The 18,223-nt window shown below is 57.3% G+C and carries 15 protein-coding genes; 5 read left to right on the top strand and 10 right to left on the bottom strand.

Annotated elements, in window-relative coordinates; genetic code table 11:
- Window positions 1-181 precede the first annotated feature (181 nt).
- The gene (locus ACA373_RS19270; protein WP_369896375.1) at window positions 182-2,755 is read left to right on the top strand and encodes a DEAD/DEAH box helicase; all 2,574 of its coding nucleotides are present in this window, start codon (window positions 182-184) and stop codon (window positions 2,753-2,755) included.
- A 254-nt stretch (window positions 2,756-3,009) separates the two neighbouring features.
- Here ACA373_RS19270 and treC read toward each other — a convergent pair whose 3' ends face one another.
- The 5 genes from treC to argF form a co-directional block, all read right to left on the bottom strand.
- The gene (treC, locus tag ACA373_RS19265) at window positions 3,010-4,692 is read right to left on the bottom strand and encodes an alpha,alpha-phosphotrehalase (RefSeq protein ID WP_253457968.1); all 1,683 of its coding nucleotides are present in this window, start codon (window positions 4,690-4,692) and stop codon (window positions 3,010-3,012) included.
- 195 nt (window positions 4,693-4,887) lie between these two features.
- The gene (gene ridA, locus ACA373_RS19260; protein WP_301729962.1) at window positions 4,888-5,274 is read right to left on the bottom strand and encodes a 2-iminobutanoate/2-iminopropanoate deaminase; all 387 of its coding nucleotides are present in this window, start codon (window positions 5,272-5,274) and stop codon (window positions 4,888-4,890) included.
- Between the two features lie 68 nt (window positions 5,275-5,342).
- The gene (gene pyrI, locus ACA373_RS19255) at window positions 5,343-5,807 is read right to left on the bottom strand and encodes an aspartate carbamoyltransferase regulatory subunit (RefSeq protein ID WP_125287136.1); all 465 of its coding nucleotides are present in this window, start codon (window positions 5,805-5,807) and stop codon (window positions 5,343-5,345) included.
- A gap of 12 nt (window positions 5,808-5,819) precedes the next feature.
- Window positions 5,820-6,755, bottom strand: a complete 936-nt coding sequence (pyrB, locus tag ACA373_RS19250) for an aspartate carbamoyltransferase (RefSeq protein WP_253457974.1) — start codon at window positions 6,753-6,755, stop codon at window positions 5,820-5,822.
- Window positions 6,756-6,994: 239 nt separating this feature from the next.
- Window positions 6,995-8,005, bottom strand: coding sequence for an ornithine carbamoyltransferase (gene argF / locus ACA373_RS19245; protein ID WP_253457976.1), 1,011 nt, complete (start codon window positions 8,003-8,005; stop codon window positions 6,995-6,997).
- Window positions 8,006-8,164: 159 nt separating this feature from the next.
- Between argF and rraB the strand changes: the two genes are divergently transcribed.
- The 4 genes from rraB (at window position 8,165) to ACA373_RS19225 (ending at window position 11,888) form a co-directional block, all read left to right on the top strand.
- A complete protein-coding gene (gene rraB, locus ACA373_RS19240) occupies window positions 8,165-8,590 on the top strand; it encodes a ribonuclease E inhibitor RraB (RefSeq protein ID WP_253457981.1) in 426 nt (141 codons plus the stop codon).
- Window positions 8,591-8,688: 98 nt separating this feature from the next.
- Window positions 8,689-9,450: a tRNA isopentenyl-2-thiomethyl-A-37 hydroxylase MiaE gene (miaE, locus tag ACA373_RS19235; protein WP_253457984.1), complete on the top strand. Its 762-nt coding sequence runs from the start codon at window positions 8,689-8,691 to the stop codon at window positions 9,448-9,450.
- 350 nt (window positions 9,451-9,800) lie between these two features.
- Entirely contained in the window at window positions 9,801-11,108 is a 1,308-nt protein-coding gene (locus ACA373_RS19230; RefSeq protein WP_301250703.1) for a hypothetical protein, read from the top strand.
- Window positions 11,109-11,120: 12 nt separating this feature from the next.
- Window positions 11,121-11,888, top strand: coding sequence for a histidine phosphatase family protein (locus ACA373_RS19225; RefSeq protein WP_253457989.1), 768 nt, complete (start codon window positions 11,121-11,123; stop codon window positions 11,886-11,888).
- Between the two features lie 128 nt (window positions 11,889-12,016).
- Here ACA373_RS19225 and ACA373_RS19220 read toward each other — a convergent pair whose 3' ends face one another.
- The 5 genes from ACA373_RS19220 to pepA form a co-directional block, all read right to left on the bottom strand.
- Window positions 12,017-12,520: a GNAT family N-acetyltransferase gene (locus ACA373_RS19220; protein WP_369896381.1), complete on the bottom strand. Its 504-nt coding sequence runs from the start codon at window positions 12,518-12,520 to the stop codon at window positions 12,017-12,019.
- 153 nt (window positions 12,521-12,673) lie between these two features.
- Window positions 12,674-13,219, bottom strand: a complete 546-nt coding sequence (gene cybB / locus ACA373_RS19215; protein WP_253457995.1) for a cytochrome b561 — start codon at window positions 13,217-13,219, stop codon at window positions 12,674-12,676.
- 155 nt (window positions 13,220-13,374) lie between these two features.
- Window positions 13,375-16,230, bottom strand: a complete 2,856-nt coding sequence (locus ACA373_RS19210; RefSeq protein ID WP_253457998.1) for a valine--tRNA ligase — start codon at window positions 16,228-16,230, stop codon at window positions 13,375-13,377.
- Window positions 16,231-16,235: 5 nt separating this feature from the next.
- Entirely contained in the window at window positions 16,236-16,694 is a 459-nt protein-coding gene (locus ACA373_RS19205; RefSeq protein ID WP_253458001.1) for a DNA polymerase III subunit chi, read from the bottom strand.
- A gap of 3 nt (window positions 16,695-16,697) precedes the next feature.
- On the bottom strand, window positions 16,698-18,206 hold the full coding sequence (gene pepA, locus ACA373_RS19200; RefSeq protein WP_253458004.1) for a leucyl aminopeptidase: 1,509 nt from the start codon (window positions 18,204-18,206) through the stop codon (window positions 16,698-16,700).
- Window positions 18,207-18,223 lie beyond the last annotated feature (17 nt).

The following is an 18,223-nucleotide window of genomic DNA, read 5'->3' as shown; positions in this document are numbered from 1 at the left end:
TAAGCCGCTGGCCATTTTTCCGAACGCGCAAAAATCGTTCTGTGCAGGATGAAGGCAGCGTGATTAATCGATTTTCGCACGTTCAGCGCCTTTCCGGAGTTGCAATCACCCGCCCGGACTTCATATTATTGCCTGTTACGCAAAGCGGTTATCTGCTCAGGCCATTCCGGGATACAGACTGATGTCTTCTGTAACGTACAACGAAAAACAGGTGAGCCGCTGGCTGGGCGCGCGCACCGTGGCCAGAGCAAAAGAGCTGGTGGATAAAGCGCAGCACCTGCAATGGCAGAACAATCTGTTGACCGGCGAGGTGCCCGGCAGAAAAATCGAACCTTTTCAGGTTATGGTGCATTTCAGCCGGCCACAGGGCAAACTGCACGCCAGCGGCGAATGCACCTGTCCGGTTAAAAACAACTGTCGTCATGCCGCTGCGGTCATGCTGGCCTGGCTGCAACGTCAGCCCGTCAACAAGGCCGCTTCCGCGCCCGCGCTGGTGACTGCCGAGCCGCAGCCCATGCTACGGCTGGAATCGCGCGCGAAATTTATTAGCGGTTTTGGCCGTTACGGACATCGACAGAAACGGCTCGATTTTGCCGCGGTGCATTTTGACTACGCCGGCATTCTTGTGCCAGCTGGCAGCAGCGGCGAAGACTTTCCCGATCGTCACGGCAGGCTTTTCCGCGTCAGCCGCCGGATGGAGCAGGAGCAGCGCTGGCTAAGCGAGCTTAACGCTGCCGGGCTGCAGACCATTCCTTCTGGCCATATCTATACGCCGCATTCAGCGCCGCTGCCGCCTGCTATTTTCGCCCCGGACATGCCCGAACAGTGGCGCGATGTTATCCATCATGTGCTTCCCGACCTGCGCAAGCGCGGCTGGCAAACCAGCGTGGACGATGATTTTACCTGGAACATTACGGAAATTGCGGCCATCGATGGCCGCGCCGTGCAGCAGCAGGATGGCTGGTATGCGCTGGAGATAGAGGCCAACACCGGTGCGTATAAGGTGAATATGCGGCCGCTGCTGGCGGGGCTGTTCCGTCAGGATCGCCGCTGGCTGTCGAGCGACCTCTCGGTGATAGCCGATGACGAGACGGTAGAGCTGCGCAGCGAGCGTAACGAACGACTGCATATTGGCGCCGGTCGCCTGAAAACGCTGGTGGGCAGCCTGGCCGATCTGCTGGCGCAGGATGAAGCCGCACCGCTGCGTATCGCGCCTTACGAGGCCGGCAGGCTGACGGCGCTAAGCGAAACGGGCCGCTGGCAGTTTAACGGCGACAACGGCGTCCTGCAGCTGGCGGAGAGCCTGAGGGCGGGGAAAGGGATCCAGCCCGTTGCGCCGCCTGCCGGTCTTGAGGCCCGGCTGCGCGACTATCAGCTCCAGGGCATCAGCTGGATGCAGTTCCTGCGCGCCAATAATCTGTCCGGCGTGCTGGCCGACGATATGGGGCTGGGAAAAACCATTCAGACGCTGGCGCACCTGCTGCTGGAGAAAGAAGCGGGCAGGCTGGATCGTCCGGCGCTGATCGTGGTGCCGACCACGCTGGTGTATAACTGGATGCAGGAAGCCAGCCGCTTTGCGCCGACGTTAAAAATGCTGGCGCTGACCGGGCCGCAGCGAAAATCCTTTTACGATCGCATTGAGCACTATGACGTGGTGCTGACCACCTATTCGCTGCTGTGGCGCGATCAGCCGCAGCTGCTGGGCCACAGCTATCATCTGCTGATCCTGGACGAGGCGCAGTACGTGAAAAACAGCGCGTCGCGGGCCGCCTCGGTGATCCGCACGTTAAAGTCGCGCTACCGGCTTTGCCTGACCGGCACGCCGCTGGAAAACCACCTGGGTGAACTTTGGTCGCAGTTTGATTTCCTGCTGCCCGGTTTTCTGGGCAGCGAAAAAGCTTTTACCCAGGAGTGGCGTATTCCCATTGAGCGCGACGGCGATCGGGTCAGGCGCGAGCTGCTGGCTAAGCGCGTGCGGCCTTTTATGCTGCGTCGTCGCAAGCAGGAAGTGGCGAAAGAGCTGCCGCCGAAGAACACCATTGTGCGTTCGGTAGAGCTGGAAGGCGCGCAGCGCGAGCTTTACGAAAAAGTACGCGGCGCAATGCAGGATCGCGTAAAGCTGGCGGTAGAGCAGCAGGGCGCGGGACGCAGCCATCTGCTGGTGCTGGATGCGCTGCTGAAGCTACGGCAGATCTGCTGCGATCCACGGCTGATCGACAGCGACAAAACGACCAGAGTTAAACAGTCGGCCAAGCTGGCGCTGCTGCGGGAGATGCTCAGCGATCTGCTGGCGGAAGATCGCCGTATCCTGATCTTCTCTCAGTTCACCACCATGCTGTCGCTGATTGCGGAAGAGTTACAGAAGGCGCGTATTCCCTACGTGATCCTGACCGGCAGCACGCGCGATCGCAGCGAGCCGGTACGCCGCTTCCAGAACGGCGAAGTCCCGGTGTTTTTAATCAGCCTGAAGGCGGGCGGCGTGGGCCTGAACCTGACGGCGGCCGATACGGTGATCCATTACGATCCCTGGTGGAATCCGGCGGCGGAGAATCAGGCTACGGATCGCGCCTATCGTCTGGGCCAGGACAAGCCGGTATTTGTCTATAAGCTGATCGCCGCAGGCAGTATTGAAGAAAAGATCGTTGCGCTACAGCAGCGTAAAGCGGAGCTGGCCGAAGGGATTTTGGAAAACGACCTGAGCGAAACAACAAGTTTTACCAGCGAAGACCTGACCGCGCTGTTTGCGCCGCTGTAAATGCGGCATCTGCTAACGTCAGCCGTGACACCTGAACGTGGCGTTACGGCTGTGGTCGCCGCGCCTGATAACATCAGCCGTGACACCTGAACGTGGCGTTACGGTTGTGGTCGCCGCGCCTGATAACGTCAGCCGTGCCTGATCTGAACGTGGCGTTACGTTTGTAGATGCCATGTCCGATAACGTCAGTCATGACTGTGCCGAACGCGGCGCTACGTATGTAGTCGCCGCAGCCTGCTTGCTACCGAAGCGGTTTACGCCTTGTTGGCGCCGCCGTCCCAGCGCTTCTGATACCACCACACCGCTTCCCACGGACGCAGCATCACCTCGCCAGGGGTAACGTGCGTATCAGGATAGTTACTGATCAGCACATCCCAGTGACCGCTGTAGGCCGGCGGGTGCCAGACCTGCGTTTCGCCGCTGAAGTTAGCAGCCACCACCAGCACCTCTTTCTCGAAGCGGCGGCAGTAGCACCACAGATAAGCGTGATCCGGCAGCAGATCGAGGTAATCGCCCCAGGTCAGGATCGGATAGGCTTTCCTGAGTTGGATCAGCTTCTGATAGGCGTAAAACACCGAGTTTTCATCAGCCAGCGCCGCTTCTGCGTTTATCGTTTCCATATTGTCACACATGCCGATCCACGGCGTGCCGCTGGTGAAGCCGCCGTTTTCTCCCGCGTGCCACGGGATCGGCGTTCTGCCGTTGTCGCGCGATTTGCTGGCGAGGATCTCCAGCAGGTTATCGCTGTCGCGTCCCTGCGAGCGCAGTTCGGCGTACATGTTGTGGCTTTCGATATCGCGATAGTCCAGGATGCGGGTGAAATGCGGGTTGGTCATACCCAGCTCTTCGCCCTGGAAAATATAAGGCGTGCCCTGCATCCCGTGCAGCACCAGCGCCAGCATCTTCGCCGACTGCACGCGATATTGCCCCTCGTCGCCCCAGCGCGAAACCACGCGCGGCTGGTCATGATTACACCAGAACAGCGCGTTCCAGGCCTTGTTATGCATGCCATGCTGCCAGTGGGTGAAGATAGCCTTCTGCGCCACCAGATCCAGCGGCGTCAGCGTCCATTTCTGGCCGTTAAAGAAATCGACCTCGACGTGATCGAAGCTGAACACCATCGACAGCTCTTCGCCCTCCAGCGAACCGTACTGCTGGCAGTGCTCCAGCGTGGCGGAAGACATTTCGCCTACCGTCATCAATTCACGCGGACGGAACACGTCGCGGCTCATTTCGCGCATATATTCGTGGATGCGCGGCCCGTCGGTATAGAACCGCAGCCCGTCGCCGTTGGGATCGTTGGGAAAATCCTGGTCCTTGGAAACCAGGTTCACCACGTCCAGCCGCAGCCCGTCGATGCCGCGATCGGCCCAGAAATTAACGATCTGCTTCAGCTCGGCGCGCAGATTATCGTTTTCCCAGTTGAGATCGGCCTGTTCCGGCGCCCACAGGTGCATATAGTACTGGTTGCTCTCCGGGTGCCAGCGCCAGGCATGGCCGCCAAACTTCGACTGCCAGTTGTTTGGCGGCTCGGCCGGCGTGCCGTCGCGCCAGATATAGTAAGAGCGATAGGGGCTTTCGGGATCCAGCGCCTCGTGAAACCAGTGGTGCTGGGTGGAGCTGTGGTTAAACACCATATCCAGGATCAGCCGCATCCCGCGCCGGTGGGTTTCTTCCACCAGGTTATCAAAGTCGTTAAGCGTGCCAAATAACGGATCGATGGCGGTGTAGTTCGCCACGTCGTAGCCGTTGTCTACCTGCGGCGAGATATAAAACGGCGTCAGCCAGATGGCGTCCACGCCCAGCTTTTTCAGGTAGTCCAGATGTTGGATCACGCCGGCCAGATCGCCCGTTCCGCTGCCGGTAGTGTCCTGGAAACTCTTGGGATAAATTTGATAGATAACGCCGTTCTGCCACCACGGTGGATTTTTAGTCATTGCTCAATCCCGATATAAAAGGTCCGTTTGCGCTGTTATCGCCTTTTTGTTCTTTCCTAAGGTTAGCTATTAACTGGCAAGTGGAGATACGGGCGCAGTGAAAATTTTTTAGGCGAGGCCGAAAGGCGCACAAAGAGAGAATAAAAACTGACGGCCGGGGAAAACTTTCCTCTCCCGACGGGAGAGGAGAAGGCTTTAGCGACGTACGGCGATCGCTTCGATCTCGATTTTGACATCTTTTGGCAGGCGGGCCACTTCTACGCAGGAGCGTGCCGGGAAGCTGGCCTGGTGCTCGGTAAAGAAAGCTTCATAGGCCGCGTTCACGGTAGCAAAATCGTTAAGATCCTTCACAAATACCGTGGTTTTAACGATGTCGCCTACCTTGAGGCCTGCCGCTTCCACGATGGCCTTGACGTTTTCCAACGACTGACGAGCCTGCGCGGTAACGTCTTCTGCCACGCTGCCGGTTTTAGGATCGACCGGGATCTGGCCAGAAGTGATGATCATGCTGCCCAGATCGACGCCCTGCACGTAGGGGCCGATAGCCGCCGGTGCGTTTTCGGTGCTGATTTCGCGAGACATAATTTCTCCATATTAAATGAGGCCGGTAAAAGCCCGGATCCGCCCCATTATAAGCCGCCCGAAGCTGATTACCAGTTCGCCATGACCACGTGACGCGCGAACTCTTTCTCGCAGTATTTGCACTTTAACTGCACGTTATCGTTACGTTTTTTCACCGCAAAGCTGGAGTTGACCGGCTCGCTGCGGCTGATGCAGTTGCTGTTGGGGCAGATCAGCACGCGTTCGATGGTGTCCGGCAGCGTCGGCGAAATTTTGCCGACCACGTCGTAGTTATCGATGCGGTTCACCGTGGCATGCGGCGCGTAAACCGCCAGCTGGTTGATTTGATCATCCGTCAGAAACGTGTTTTCAATTTTGATCAGATCTTTGCGGCCCATCTCGCCGGAGGGCAGGTTCAGGCCGATGGTGATGCGCTGATCGGTTTCCGTCAGGCGAAACAGCGACAGCAGCTTAAAACCAATCTGCGCCGGGATATGATCGATTACCGTGCCGCGCTTAATTGCTTCAACCTGTAATTTATTATCTTGTGTCATCGTCAGTTCCTCTTACAGAGCCAGTTCGCTGTTCAACACCAGCGCCAGCAGCGCCTGGCGGGCAAAAATACCGTTGCCCGCCTGTTGGAAATACCAGGCGTGCGGCGTGGCATCGACATCCGTCGTAATCTCATCAATACGCGGCAGCGGGTGCAGCACCTTCATGGTTTCGCGCGCGCCGACCAGGTCGGAAGCCCGCAGCACGAACTGCGCTTTGACGTTGGCGTACTCTGACGGATCCAGACGCTCTTTCTGCACGCGCGTCATATACAGAATATCCACCTGCGGCACCACTTCCTCAATGCTGTCGTGGCGGCTCCACGCAATGCCTTTCTCATCCAGCATATCGGTGATATAGGCGGGCATCGCCAGCGCGTCAGGTGCGATAAACAAAAAGCGATTGCCTTCGAACTTCGCCAGCGCCTGCGTCAGTGAATGCACGGTGCGGCCATATTTCAGGTCGCCGACCATGGCGACATTCAGATTGCTCAGGCGGCCCTGAGTTTCCTGAATAGTAAAGAGATCCAGCAGCGTTTGCGTTGGATGCTGGTTAGCGCCGTCGCCCGCGTTGAGGATCGGTACGCCGCCGGAAAACTCCGTGCCCAGACGCGCCGCGCCTTCCTGCGGATGCCGCATGACAATGGCATCCACGTAGGTGCTGATAACGGAAAGCGTATCCGCCAGCGTTTCGCCTTTTTTACCCAGCGAGGTATTGCTGCCGTCGGCAAACCCCACCACGGACGCGCCCAGACGATGCATGGCGCTTTCAAACGACAGGCGCGTGCGGGTAGAGGCCTCGAAAAAGCAGCTGGCGATAACCTTATGCTTCAGCAGCTCCGGCTGCGGCTTCGCCTTCAGGCTGGCGGCGGTACGCAGCACCAGCTCCAGCTCTTCACGACTGAGATCGTTAATTGAAATGATATGTTTATGATACAGCGGGTTAGCCATGTTCATTCTCCTCTACGCGTGCCGATAAGCGGAAAAACGGGCAAAAAAAAGCCCCTCAATGAGGGGCTTTTTCTACAGATCGGGAAGGAGGAAAAACGGCACTGCCGGCCTGCATTCAGGCGCGTCATTTTTACTCTGTCAGCAGTGGTCAGTTTCATGCATCCTCCAGACAAACGGGGGGCATTATACGCATTCGGTCAGCGGCGGCAAGCAAAAGTAATCGATTGCCTGGCGCTGATTCAGGGTAACCGGGCCAGCGTGGCCACCATCACCGCCTTGATGGTATGCAGCCGGTTTTCCGCCTGGTCGAACACCACGCTGTGCCTGGATTCAAACACCTCATTGGTGACTTCCATGCCGCCGTGCAGATCGTATTGCTCAGCCATCTGCCGGCCCAGCGTGGTTTGATCGTCGTGAAAAGCGGGCAGGCAATGCAGGAATTTCACCTCAGGATTGCCGGTAAGCGCCAGCATCGCGCTGTTGACCTGGTAATCCCGCAGCAGGGCGATACGCTCTTCCCACACCGCTTTTGGTTCGCCCATCGACACCCAGACGTCAGTATAGATAAAATCCGCACCGTTCACGCCTTCGGCAATATCTTCCGTCAGCGTGATTTTTCCGCCGCTTGCCTGCGCCACCTGGCGGCACTCGCTTACCAGCGCCTCGTCCGGCCAGCAGCCTTTCGGCGCGACCAGGCGCAGATCCAGGCCCGTCAGCGCGGCGGCCTCCATCATGCTATTACCCATATTATTACGCGCGTCGCCCACGTAGGCGAAAACCATCTCGCTGAAGGGTTTTTCCGGCAGATGCTCTTCCATAGTCAGCAAATCCGCCAGCAGCTGCGTCGGGTGGAACTCGTCGGTCAGGCCGTTCCACACCGGCACGCCCGCATGTTCCGCCAGCGATTCCACCAGCGACTGCCCGTGACCGCGATACTGAATGCCGTCATACATGCGTCCCAGCACGCGCGCGGTATCCTTCATTGATTCTTTATGGCCGATCTGGCTGCCGCTTGGGCCAAGATAAGTGACGTTGGCGCCCTGATCGTAAGCGGCAACTTCGAAAGAGCATCGGGTACGGGTCGAGTCTTTTTCGAAGATGAGCGCGATGTTTTTGCCTTTCAGGTGCTGCACTTCCTCGCCATTTTTCTTATCGGTTTTAAGCCGTGCGGCCAGCGCGAGTAAAGCGGTAATTTCAGCCTGCGTAAAATCAAGCAGCCTGAGAAAGTGGCGTTGATATAACTGACTCATAAAGCGCTCCAGAGGATATTTAATGAATTTAAATTCAACTTAACTGTATTAATATGCATTTTCAACCCTGGCGTGCAGAAACTTTTGTATAAAGGTAGTGGCGCAGAGGACAGTGTGGGAAAATACTTAACAGATATGCCACACACAGAGGAACGGATCATGGCAAATGAAGCATTGCTGGAAGAGCAGCGTGAAGAGACGCGGCTGATTATTGAAGAGCTGTTGGATGATGGCAGCGACCCGGATGCGCTCTACACCATCGAACACCACCTCTCCTGCGACAGCTTCGACGCGCTGGAAAAGGCGGCGGTTGATGCGTTTAAGCTGGGCTACGAAGTTACCGAGCCGGAAGAACTGGAGCTGGAGGACGGCACGAAAGTGATGTGCTGCGATATTCTGAGCGAAGGCGCGTTAAATGCCGAACTGATCGACGCCCAGGTCGAACAGCTGATCGATCTGGCCGCGAAGTACAACGTGGACTACGACGGCTGGGGCACCTACTTTGAGGATCCGGACGCCGAGGACGAAGACGAAGGCGACGACGACGACCTTATCGACGAAGAAGACAACGGCACGCGTCACTGATGCCCGTGGGCGGACGCCGTTCCGCCCGTTTGCGCCGGTCTGCTCCCCGCAGAGCGGCGCAATGTTTTTAACCTGATTTTTACGGATTGTTTGCCCGCATGATCACCGAAGACCTCCTTGCTCCCGTTCACGCTTTTCTGCACTGCCGCACGCCGCAAAAGTGGATCGACGAAGCCCGCAAGCCGGAAAACCTGCCGCTGCTGCTCACCGACCATCTTGTTTGCGAGCTGAAGGCCGCCCAGACCGCCATGTGGCTGATCCGCAAATACGTGGCGGATAAAGAGAGCGGCGACGCGCTGCTGGCCTGGCTGAAACCGTGGGAGCAGTTTGTGCACAGCGAAAACGCGGATTTAGCCTTTCTGGAACAGCATAAAGGGCTGTCGAAAACGATTATCAGCCGTACGGATGTGCCCTACGGTGATACGCTGGTAGACAAAATGGTGCTGCTGATTAAAGAAGAGCTGCATCATTTTTATCAGGTACTGGAAATTATGCAGGCGCGCGCCATTCCCTACGTCAAAATTACCGCCAGCCGCTATGCCAAAGGGTTACTGCGAGAGGTGACCACGCACGAGCCGCAGACGCTGGTGGACAAGCTGATTTGCGGCGCCTATATCGAAGCGCGCTCCTGCGAACGCTTTGCCAGCCTGGCGCCTTATCTGGATAAGGAGCTGGCCGCGTTCTATCTTTCGCTGCTGCGTTCGGAAGCGCGCCATTATCAGGACTATCTGGCGCTGGCCGCCGAGATATCAGCCACGGATATTACTTCCCGCGTGCGTAAAATAGGCGAAACGGAAGCAAAGCTAATTAGCGAACCGGATAGCGAGCTGCGTTTTCACAGCGGGCTGCCTGCCTGGTGATAATATTGACAGCTTTATTCTGGCGTTATTATTTCAGGAAGCCGTTTATTAGCGTTGCCACCTTTAATAAATAATATTAATGGCGCTAATGGTTTAAAGGGAATAATAACGCCTACGAGTAACCTGTTTTTTCGCAATCTCCCCTCTTTTTTATTTTGCGGAGCGCTTCACATAACCTGATTTTTATTATGGCTGAAAAGATTTTCAGGCGTATATTCCTGCCATTATCAGGATTGTTACCAACCGGCAAAACCTGATCCCACTTGCGATATTATTACCGCAACGGGATCGGGTTTTTTTGTTTCTTTTAGATGGAGTCATTTATTTAACGGCTGACAAGGAAGGCTATAATGAAAAACAGGAACGTTTTTTTACTGGCGCTGCTCGCCGCCGTGGCCGCCCATGCTGAAGAAAGCGGCGGCGATTTCCAGCGATTTTTAAAGGAGACGCAGCTCGATCTTACGTTGCGCAGCCACTGGAAATACCTGAAAGAGAATGAGGCGCAGCCCAAAGCGGTGCACAACGCCTGGGGGGCCGCAACCACGCTGGATTTCCGCTCCGGCTGGCTGGGTGATACCCTGGGCTTCGACGCCAGCTACACCAGAGCCGCTAAGCTGGCGGCCAGCGACTACTTCGCCACGCGCGGCATCCTTTACAATCACGGCGCAGGCTTCGATAAAAGCAACGCCGGCGGCTTCAGCCGCTTCGGGCAGCGCTACCTTAAGCTAAAGCTGGGTGACGACGCGTTCGGGCTGAAAGCAAAAGGCGGCTGGCACCAGTTGAAAAACGTGGGCGTGCTGACCAACACTTACCGCCTGTCGCGCAACAGCTATCAGGGCTACAGCGGCTCGCTGCGCTGGCAGAACCTGCAGTTGGATATGGCCTGGGTAACGCGCTCCATCATGTATGATTCACCCGATAGCGTGCATTTTCTTACCCTTGATGGCAAAGAGATCGACAGTATCCTGACCGGCGGCCTGAGCTGGGAAAAACAAAATGCTGTGTTCTCCTGGGCATGGGGCGAGTCGAAGGATTATCTGCGCCGTCACCTGGTGGAAATTACGTATCCGCTGACGCCGAAATGGGCGCTGGCGTCACAGATTTACGGCAGCCAGGCGTTGGAAAAATATAAAGCGATGCCGCAAAGTAAAAAACAGTTTAACGACAGCGCCTGGCACTATGCCGGAGAAGTACGCTGGCAGGATGACAGCTGGATACAGAAAGTCGGTGTTGCCTGGACACGGGCAGAAAAGCGCAACGGGGTGGGCTATTACGATCGCTATATAGGGAAAAATACCCGTGGCCGGTTTAATGCCTTAACCTCCGCCGGAAAAGATTATCTGCGCGACGGCGAACTGGCGCTGACCTCTTTTACCGAATATCAGTTTACTGAAAGTTTAGCCAGCGGTATTCAGGTTAACTACGGCCAGTTTTCTTATAAAAATAATAAAATCCGCACCGGGGAAATTACCTGGCTGAACCGCTGGCAGCCACGTGAGGGTCAGCTAAAAGATTTAACGCTGGCCGCACAGTTAGGCTATGGCTGGTCATATAAAAATATTAACGCCACGCCGATCCTTAATTCTGCGGGCGAGTATCAGCGCTCGCCGAGCCTTTCTGCTGAAGTCGGTGTGACCTGGAAGTTCGGTCTTTTATAATCAGGGGGAAATATGAAAGGAATAACACAGGCGATGCTCTTTGCTTTTTTACTGTTAAGCAGCTGGGCCAGCTTTGCTGCTGACGTTGAGCTCTATGTGGTGCGCCACGGCAAAACCTTGTTTAACACCGTGCATCGCGCGCAGGGCTGGAGCGATACGCCCTTAACGGCGGAAGGCGTGGAGGTAGCCAAAAAAGCGGGGCGCGGGCTGAAGCCGGTAGACTTTATTGCCGCATGGAGCAGCGATTCGGGCCGGGCCAGGGAAACCGCAAAGCTGATTCTGGCAGAGCGTGATAAGTCGTTACCTCTTCAGGAGCGTGAGGCGTTAAGAGAAGTCTTTTTTGGCTCTTTTGAAGGCGACACCAATGAAAATATGCTGACGGTGGCGGGGAAAAAGAGCGGTTACGCCTCGTCAGCCCAGCTGATGGCGGCTTTCAACAGCAAGAAAGTCGACATTGTGGAGATCGTGCAGATGATCCATGCGGCCGATCCTTCCGGTCAGGCAGAAAGCTATCAGCAGGTGGCGCAGCGGGTTAACAAGGTAATTAAGGAAATTGCCCGACAGGCGCAGCAGCAGGGCGGCGGCAACGTGCTGATCGTCACGCACGGTATGACCATCATGACGCTGCTGCACGAGCTGGGCGATAAAGCGAAGACGCACTCGCTCAGCAATGCCAGCGTCACCCGTATCCGCTATACCGATGCCGGGAAGTTTATTATTGAAGCGATCGACGACCTAAGCTACGTGAAAAAAGGCTCGCAGCTGGCCGTGACGCAGTAGTCTGCGTCCGCTGTGCTACAGCGAACGAATAGCCTACATCTGGTGTGATACAGCGATGCCGCGAACGAATAGCCTGCGTCCGCTGTGATACAGCGATACAGCGAACGCAGTAGCCTGGATCCACTATGCTACAGCGAACGCAGCATAGTAACTTCGCAGTCCACGTGGCCGGTGTTGCCCATCGGCCCGTCAATATGCTGAAAGCCCAGGTACTCATAAAGGCGCACGGCGCGGGTCAGCGACGCGGTAGTCTCCAGGTAGCAGCGCTTAAAGCCCAGATCACGCGCATGTTCCATGGCCCGCAGCGCCAACGCTTTCGCCACGCCCAGACCGCGCAGCTCGGGCATAAAATACATTTTTTGCAGCTCGCAAACGTCCGCTTCGCTACCCTGGAGGGGAGCCACGCCGCCGCCGCCCATAATTTTTCCGTCCAGCTCAATCACCCAGTAGGCGCTGTTGGGCTGGCGATAGAGTTCGCAAAGCTGGTCAAGATTGGGATCGGCGACCGTAAAGCCTTTGTCGGCGGTCAGGCCAAATTCCGCCGAAACCTGACGGATAACGTGAGCGATATGCGGATTATCAGCGGGTTGAATAAGCCGAACCCGGATATCGGCTGAAGAGGTGCTGGTCATAACCTGGGGCCGTTTTTTAGATAGTTTGGCAGTGTAATACCATCCGTTGGCCGAGGATGCAATCTTCCGCTTCCATGCAAAAGGGAAACCTGGCCGGGAAAATAAGAGTGGGAAAGCAGGCGGTGATGGCGGCAGCGCAGGCCAAAGCCGCCTTTACGGCTTTGTGGCGCGCCGCGCGGGCATCATGCGCGCCAGCGTATCATCTTTCAGAAAATAGTGATGGAAGAGGGCGGCCAGCGCGTGCAGGCCAATCAGCCAGTAGCCAAGCGGCGCCAGCGTCTCGTGCCAGTGGATAAGCGTTCGCGCCAGCGCCGGATCGGGATTTGCAGATACCGGCATAGTCGCGCCAAACAGCCACCACTGCCGTCCGGAGAGATAGCGCGAAGAGAGGCCCAGCAGCGGCAGCACGATAAACAAGGCGTACAGCGTGGCGTGCACCAGGTGTGAAAGCCCTTTTTGCCAGCTCGCTATCGGCGGCGCAATAGCCGGGCTGCGATGGCGAAAGCGCAGAAAGATACGTGCCAGCATCACCAGCAGTACGCCAAACCCTGCGCTGAAGTGCGTAATAATCATGGCGAACCCTTGCCAGGAACCGCGCTGGGCAAAGCCCCGCAGTTCAATGGTGGCGTAGGCAACGGTGAGCAGGAGCACGGTCAGCCAGTGGAGCGCGATCTGCGGCCTGGCGTAGTTGTCAGACATGGTTTTATCCGTAAAAAATAACAGACCGTTAATGTATCACCGCTTTCTTAAAGATTTGTTTGGCTGCGTTTTTTAACGCATAAAAAAACGCTCCGTAAACAGGCTACGGAGCGTTCAGTATTAACGGCGCGGTTAACGCCGTCCGGCTGGCATGGTTACAGCGCGGCGATAACGGCCTGCTGCTCGATCAGCTTGAGCTTAGCCTGCTCGAACTCGGCCATGCGCTCACGCTCTTTCGCCACCACAGCTTCCGGCGCGCGCGAGACAAAGCCTTCGTTGGAAAGCTTGCCTTCGATCTTGCCGATTTCCACTTCCAGCTTGCTGACTTCTTTCGCCAGACGCTCCAGCTCGGCGGTTTTATCCACCAGGCCAGCCATTGGGATCAGCAGCTCCGCGCCGTCGATGATCTTGGTGACCGATACCGGGCCTTTCTCGCCGGCGGCCAGGCAGGTCAGGCTGTCCAGACGCGCCAGCGATTTCAGGAAGTTATGGTTGTCGGTCACGCGACGTACCACGTCAGCGCTTGCGCCGCGCAGCAGCACATCCAGCGGTTTGGACGGCGACAGGTTCATCTCGGCGCGAATATTACGCACCGCGACAATCGCCTGCTTCAGCCATTCGGTATCGCTCAGCGCCGCCTCATCCACCTTCGCCTCTTCAAATTCCGGCATCGGTTGCAGCATGATGGTGTCGTCGCTGATGTTCTTCAGCACTTTCACCTGCTGCCAGATGGTTTCGGTAATAAACGGAATAATCGGGTGCGCCAGGCGCAGCAGCGCTTCCAGAACCACCACCAGCGTATTGCGGGTGCCGCGCAGCTGGGCTTCAGAACCGCCGTTCATCACCGGCTTGGTCAGCTCCAGATACCAGTCGCAGAACTGGTTCCAGGTGAACTCATACAGGATGTTGGCGGCGATATCGAAGCGGTAGCTGTCCAGCGCGCCACGGTAAGCCTTCACCGTCTGGTTGAATTCGGCAAGGATCCAGCGATCCGCCAGCGACAGCTCCAGCTCGCCGCCGTTAAAGCCGCAGTCCTGCTCCTGAGTGTTCATCAGCACAAAACGGCTGGCGTTCCACAGCTTGTTACAGAAGTTGCGGTAGCCTTCCAGGCGCTTCATATCCCAGTTGATATCACGACCGGTAGAGGCCAGCGCCGCCAGCGTAAAGCGCAACGCGTCGGTGCCGTGCGGTTCGATACCGTTCGGGAACTGCTTCTCGGTGCGCTTGCGGATTTTCTCCGCCAGCTGCGGCTGCATCATATTGCCGGTGCGTTTCTCCAGCAGATCTTCCAGCGAAATGCCGTCAACCATATCCAGCGGATCGATGACGTTGCCTTTCGACTTGGACATCTTCTGGCCTTCTTCGTCGCGGATCAGACCCGTCATATAAACGGTCTTGAACGGCACCTGCGGCTTGCCGTCTTCATCTTTGATAAAGTGCATGGTCAGCATGATCATGCGGGCAATCCAGAAGAAGATGATGTCGAAGCCGCTGACCAGCACGCTGGTCGGATGGAAGGTGCTCAGATCCGGCGTTTTTTCCGGCCAGCCCAGCGTGGAGAACGTCCACAGCCCGGATGAGAACCAGGTATCCAGCACGTCTTCGTCCTGGTTCAGCGCTACATCCGCGCCCAGGTTGTTTTCCGCGCGCACTTCTTCTTCGGTGCGGCCGACGTAGACGTTGCCTTCGGCATCGTACCAGGCCGGAATACGGTGTCCCCACCACAGCTGACGGGAAATACACCAGTCCTGAATATCACGCATCCAGGAGAAGTACATGTTCTCGTACTGCTTAGGCACAAACTGAATATCGCCCTGCTCAACGGCTTCCACCGCGACTTTTGCCAGCGGCGCGGTACGCACGTACCACTGGTCGGTCAGCATTGGCTCGATCACCACGCCGCCGCGATCGCCGTAAGGCACGGTCAGGTCGTGCGGTTTGATTTCTTCGAGCAGGCCAAGCGCATCTACGGCGGCAACAATGGCTTTACGCGCGGCAAAACGCTCCAGCTTCTGGAACTCTGCCGGAATGTCGCTGCTGTAAACGTCAGACTCTTCGCCGTTGGTGTCATAAACCTGAGCGGCTTCACGGATGTCGCCATCAAAGGTCAGGATGTTGATCATCGGCAGCTGGTGACGACGGCCCACTTCATAGTCGTTGAAATCGTGCGCTGGCGTGATTTTCACGCAGCCGGTGCCTTTTTCCATGTCGGCGTGCTCGTCGCCCACGATCGGAATGCGGCGGTTGACCAGCGGCAGCACGACAAATTTACCAATCAGATCTTTATAGCGTGGATCTTCCGGGTTAACGGCTACGCCGGTATCGCCCAGCACCGTTTCAGGACGGGTCGTGGCCACCACCAGGTAATCTTTGCCGTCAGCGGTTTTCGCGCCGTCCGCCAGCGGATAGCGGATATGCCACATAGAGCCTTTGGACTCGCGGTTTTCCACTTCCAGATCGGAGATAGCGGTGCGCAGTTTCGGATCCCAGTTCACCAGGCGTTTGCCACGGTAAATCAGGTTCTCTTTGTAGAGGCGCACAAACACTTCTTTGACCGCGTTGGAAAGGCCGTCGTCCATGGTGAAGCGCTCGCGCTCCCAGTCCACGGAGTTGCCCAGACGGCGCATCTGACGGGTAATGGTGCCGCCGGATTCCGCCTTCCACTGCCAGATTTTTTCGATAAAGGCGTCGCGACCGTAGTCTTTACGCGTTTTCCCTTCTTCAGCGGCGATTTTGCGCTCCACTACCATCTGCGTGGCGATGCCCGCGTGGTCCGTGCCCGCCTGCCACAGGGTGTTTTTTCCCTGCATACGCTGGTAGCGGATCATGGTATCCATGATGGTTTGCTGAAACGCATGACCCATATGCAAGCTACCGGTGACGTTCGGCGGCGGGATCATGATGCAGAAGCTTTCCTGGCTGGTGTCGCCGTTTGGCTTAAAGTAGCCCTGCTGTTCCCAGTGCTCGTAGAGCGGCTGTTCGATATCTTGCGGGTTATATGTCTTTTCCATTTCTGCTATGTCGTTGGGGGCACGGGCGGCGTGGCCGTATTCAAGTGGAATCCGACGCTGCGATAGGCTTTATAGCGATCGCGCGCCAGCTGTTTCAATTCTTCTTCGTAAGGCACGAAGTCTATCACTTCCTGGAAAGCGGTGGCAAAATCTGCGAACTGCGGCAGCAGGCTGATCAGCAGATCTCTTGGCGCGTTGCCGCGGCGCTGCGGCCAGGCCAGCTCGACCGGCGCGCCGTATTTCGGCCCTTCGCCCGCCAGATTGTGCGGCACAAAGGCGCTGGCCGGACGGCGCCACAGCGCTTCATCCAGGCGGATCGCCTGCGCTTCATCTTCGCAGGCGACCAGCACGCGCTTTCCCTCGCGCCAGCGCGTTTCCGCCAGCTCGCAGACCAGCGCTTCCAGCGCGCTGAGCCCGTCAACCGGCGTGTCGCTTTCCAGCAAATAGAAGGTGGCGTTTTTCATGATTTAGTCGTCGCCGTTCAGACCGGCGCGGTTCAGCAGGAACTGCGACAGCAGGGCGACCGGACGACCGGTAGCGCCTTTGGCCTTGCCGGAGCGCCACGCCGTACCGGCGATATCCAGATGTGCCCAGTTATATTTGCGCGTAAAGCGAGCCAGGAAGCAGGCTGCGGTGATTGCGCCGCCGGGACGGCCGCCGATGTTCGCCATATCCGCAAAGTTAGAATCCAGCTGCTCCTGATATTCGTCGGCCATCGGCAGACGCCAGGCGCGGTCGCCCGCCTGTTCAGAAGCGCCGATCAGCTCGTGCGCCAGCGGGTTGTGGTTCGACAGCAGGCCGCTGACGTGATGGCCCAGCGCAATCACGCAGGCGCCGGTCAGCGTCGCCACGTCGATAACCACGTCCGGATCGAAACGTTCGACGTAGGTCAGCGCGTCGCACAGCACCAGACGGCCTTCCGCATCGGTATTCAGCACTTCAACGGTCTGGCCGGACATAGTGGTCAGCACGTCGCCGGGACGATAGGCGCGGCCGCCAGGCATGTTTTCACAGCCCGCCAGCACGCCAACCACGTTCAGCGGTAGTTTCAGCTCGGCCACCATGCGCATCACGCCGTAAACGGAGGCCGCGCCGCACATATCATATTTCATCTCGTCCATGGCTTCGCCAGGCTTAATCGAGATACCGCCGGAGTCAAAGGTAACGCCTTTGCCGACCAGCACGATAGGGCGGCTGTCCGCGTCCGGGTTACCTTTGTATTCGATCACCGACATCAGCGATTCGTTCTGCGAACCGGCGCCGACGGCGAGATAGGCATTCATGCCCAGCTCTTTCATTTGCTGTTCGCCAATCACGCGCGTGGTGACGTTGCTCCAGCCGTCCGCCAGCTGGCGCGCCTGAGAGGCAAGATAGGCGGCGTTGCAGATGTTCGGCGGCATATTGCCGAGATCCTTGGCGGCTTTGACGCCGGCGGCCACGGCCAGGCCGTGCTGGATGGCGCGCTCGCCGCTGGTCAGCTCGCGACGGGTCGGCACATTAAACACCATTTTACGCAGCGGGCGACGCGGTTCGACTTTGTTGCTTTTCAGCTGATCGAAGCTGTAAAGCGTCTCTTTCGAGGTTTCCACCGCCTGGCGGACTTTCCAGTAAGTGTTGCGGCCTTTCACGTGCAGTTCAGTCAGGAAGCAGACCGCTTCCATCGAGCCGGTATCGTTCAGGGTGTTAATTGTCTTCTGGATCACCTGCTTGTACTGACGTTCGTCCAGCTCGCGCTCTTTGCCGCAGCCGATCAGTAAAATGCGCTCGGAGAGAATATTCGGCACATGATGCAGCAGCAGCGTCTGGCCGACTTTTCCTTCCAGCTCGCCGCGACGCAGCAGGGCGCTGATATAGCCGTCGCTGATTTTATCCAGCTGTTCAGCAATGGGTGACAGCCTGCGCGGCTCAAACACGCCTACCACAATGCAGGCACTGCGCTGCTTTTCCGGGCTACCGCTTTTTACACTGAACTCCATGCACTCTCCTGAATCTT

The sequence above is a fragment of the Erwinia sp. STN24 genome (assembly GCF_041320675.1).
In the GTDB taxonomy this organism is placed as follows: domain Bacteria; phylum Pseudomonadota; class Gammaproteobacteria; order Enterobacterales; family Enterobacteriaceae; genus Erwinia; species Erwinia aeris.
The sequence above is the reverse complement of the archived record's forward strand: the minus strand, read 5'-3'. Positions and strand labels throughout refer to the sequence as shown.

Bases quoted from the DNA above. Each gene is read 5' to 3' on its own strand.
- ACA373_RS19270 (WP_369896375.1), top strand. From the start codon at position 182: ATGTCTTCTGTAACGTACAACGAAAAACAGGTGAGCCGCTGGCTGGGC.
- treC (WP_253457968.1), bottom strand. From the start codon at position 4,692: ATGACTAAAAATCCACCGTGGTGGCAGAACGGCGTTATCTATCAAATT.
- ridA (WP_301729962.1), bottom strand. From the start codon at position 5,274: ATGTCTCGCGAAATCAGCACCGAAAACGCACCGGCGGCTATCGGCCCC.
- pyrI (WP_125287136.1), bottom strand. From the start codon at position 5,807: ATGACACAAGATAATAAATTACAGGTTGAAGCAATTAAGCGCGGCACG.
- pyrB (WP_253457974.1), bottom strand. From the start codon at position 6,755: ATGGCTAACCCGCTGTATCATAAACATATCATTTCAATTAACGATCTC.
- argF (WP_253457976.1), bottom strand. From the start codon at position 8,005: ATGAGTCAGTTATATCAACGCCACTTTCTCAGGCTGCTTGATTTTACG.
- rraB (WP_253457981.1), top strand. From the start codon at position 8,165: ATGGCAAATGAAGCATTGCTGGAAGAGCAGCGTGAAGAGACGCGGCTG.
- miaE (WP_253457984.1), top strand. From the start codon at position 8,689: ATGATCACCGAAGACCTCCTTGCTCCCGTTCACGCTTTTCTGCACTGC.
- ACA373_RS19230 (WP_301250703.1), top strand. From the start codon at position 9,801: ATGAAAAACAGGAACGTTTTTTTACTGGCGCTGCTCGCCGCCGTGGCC.
- ACA373_RS19225 (WP_253457989.1), top strand. From the start codon at position 11,121: ATGAAAGGAATAACACAGGCGATGCTCTTTGCTTTTTTACTGTTAAGC.
- ACA373_RS19220 (WP_369896381.1), bottom strand. From the start codon at position 12,520: ATGACCAGCACCTCTTCAGCCGATATCCGGGTTCGGCTTATTCAACCC.
- cybB (WP_253457995.1), bottom strand. From the start codon at position 13,219: ATGTCTGACAACTACGCCAGGCCGCAGATCGCGCTCCACTGGCTGACC.
- ACA373_RS19210 (WP_253457998.1), bottom strand. From the start codon at position 16,230: ATGGAAAAGACATATAACCCGCAAGATATCGAACAGCCGCTCTACGAG.
- ACA373_RS19205 (WP_253458001.1), bottom strand. From the start codon at position 16,694: ATGAAAAACGCCACCTTCTATTTGCTGGAAAGCGACACGCCGGTTGAC.
- pepA (WP_253458004.1), bottom strand. From the start codon at position 18,206: ATGGAGTTCAGTGTAAAAAGCGGTAGCCCGGAAAAGCAGCGCAGTGCC.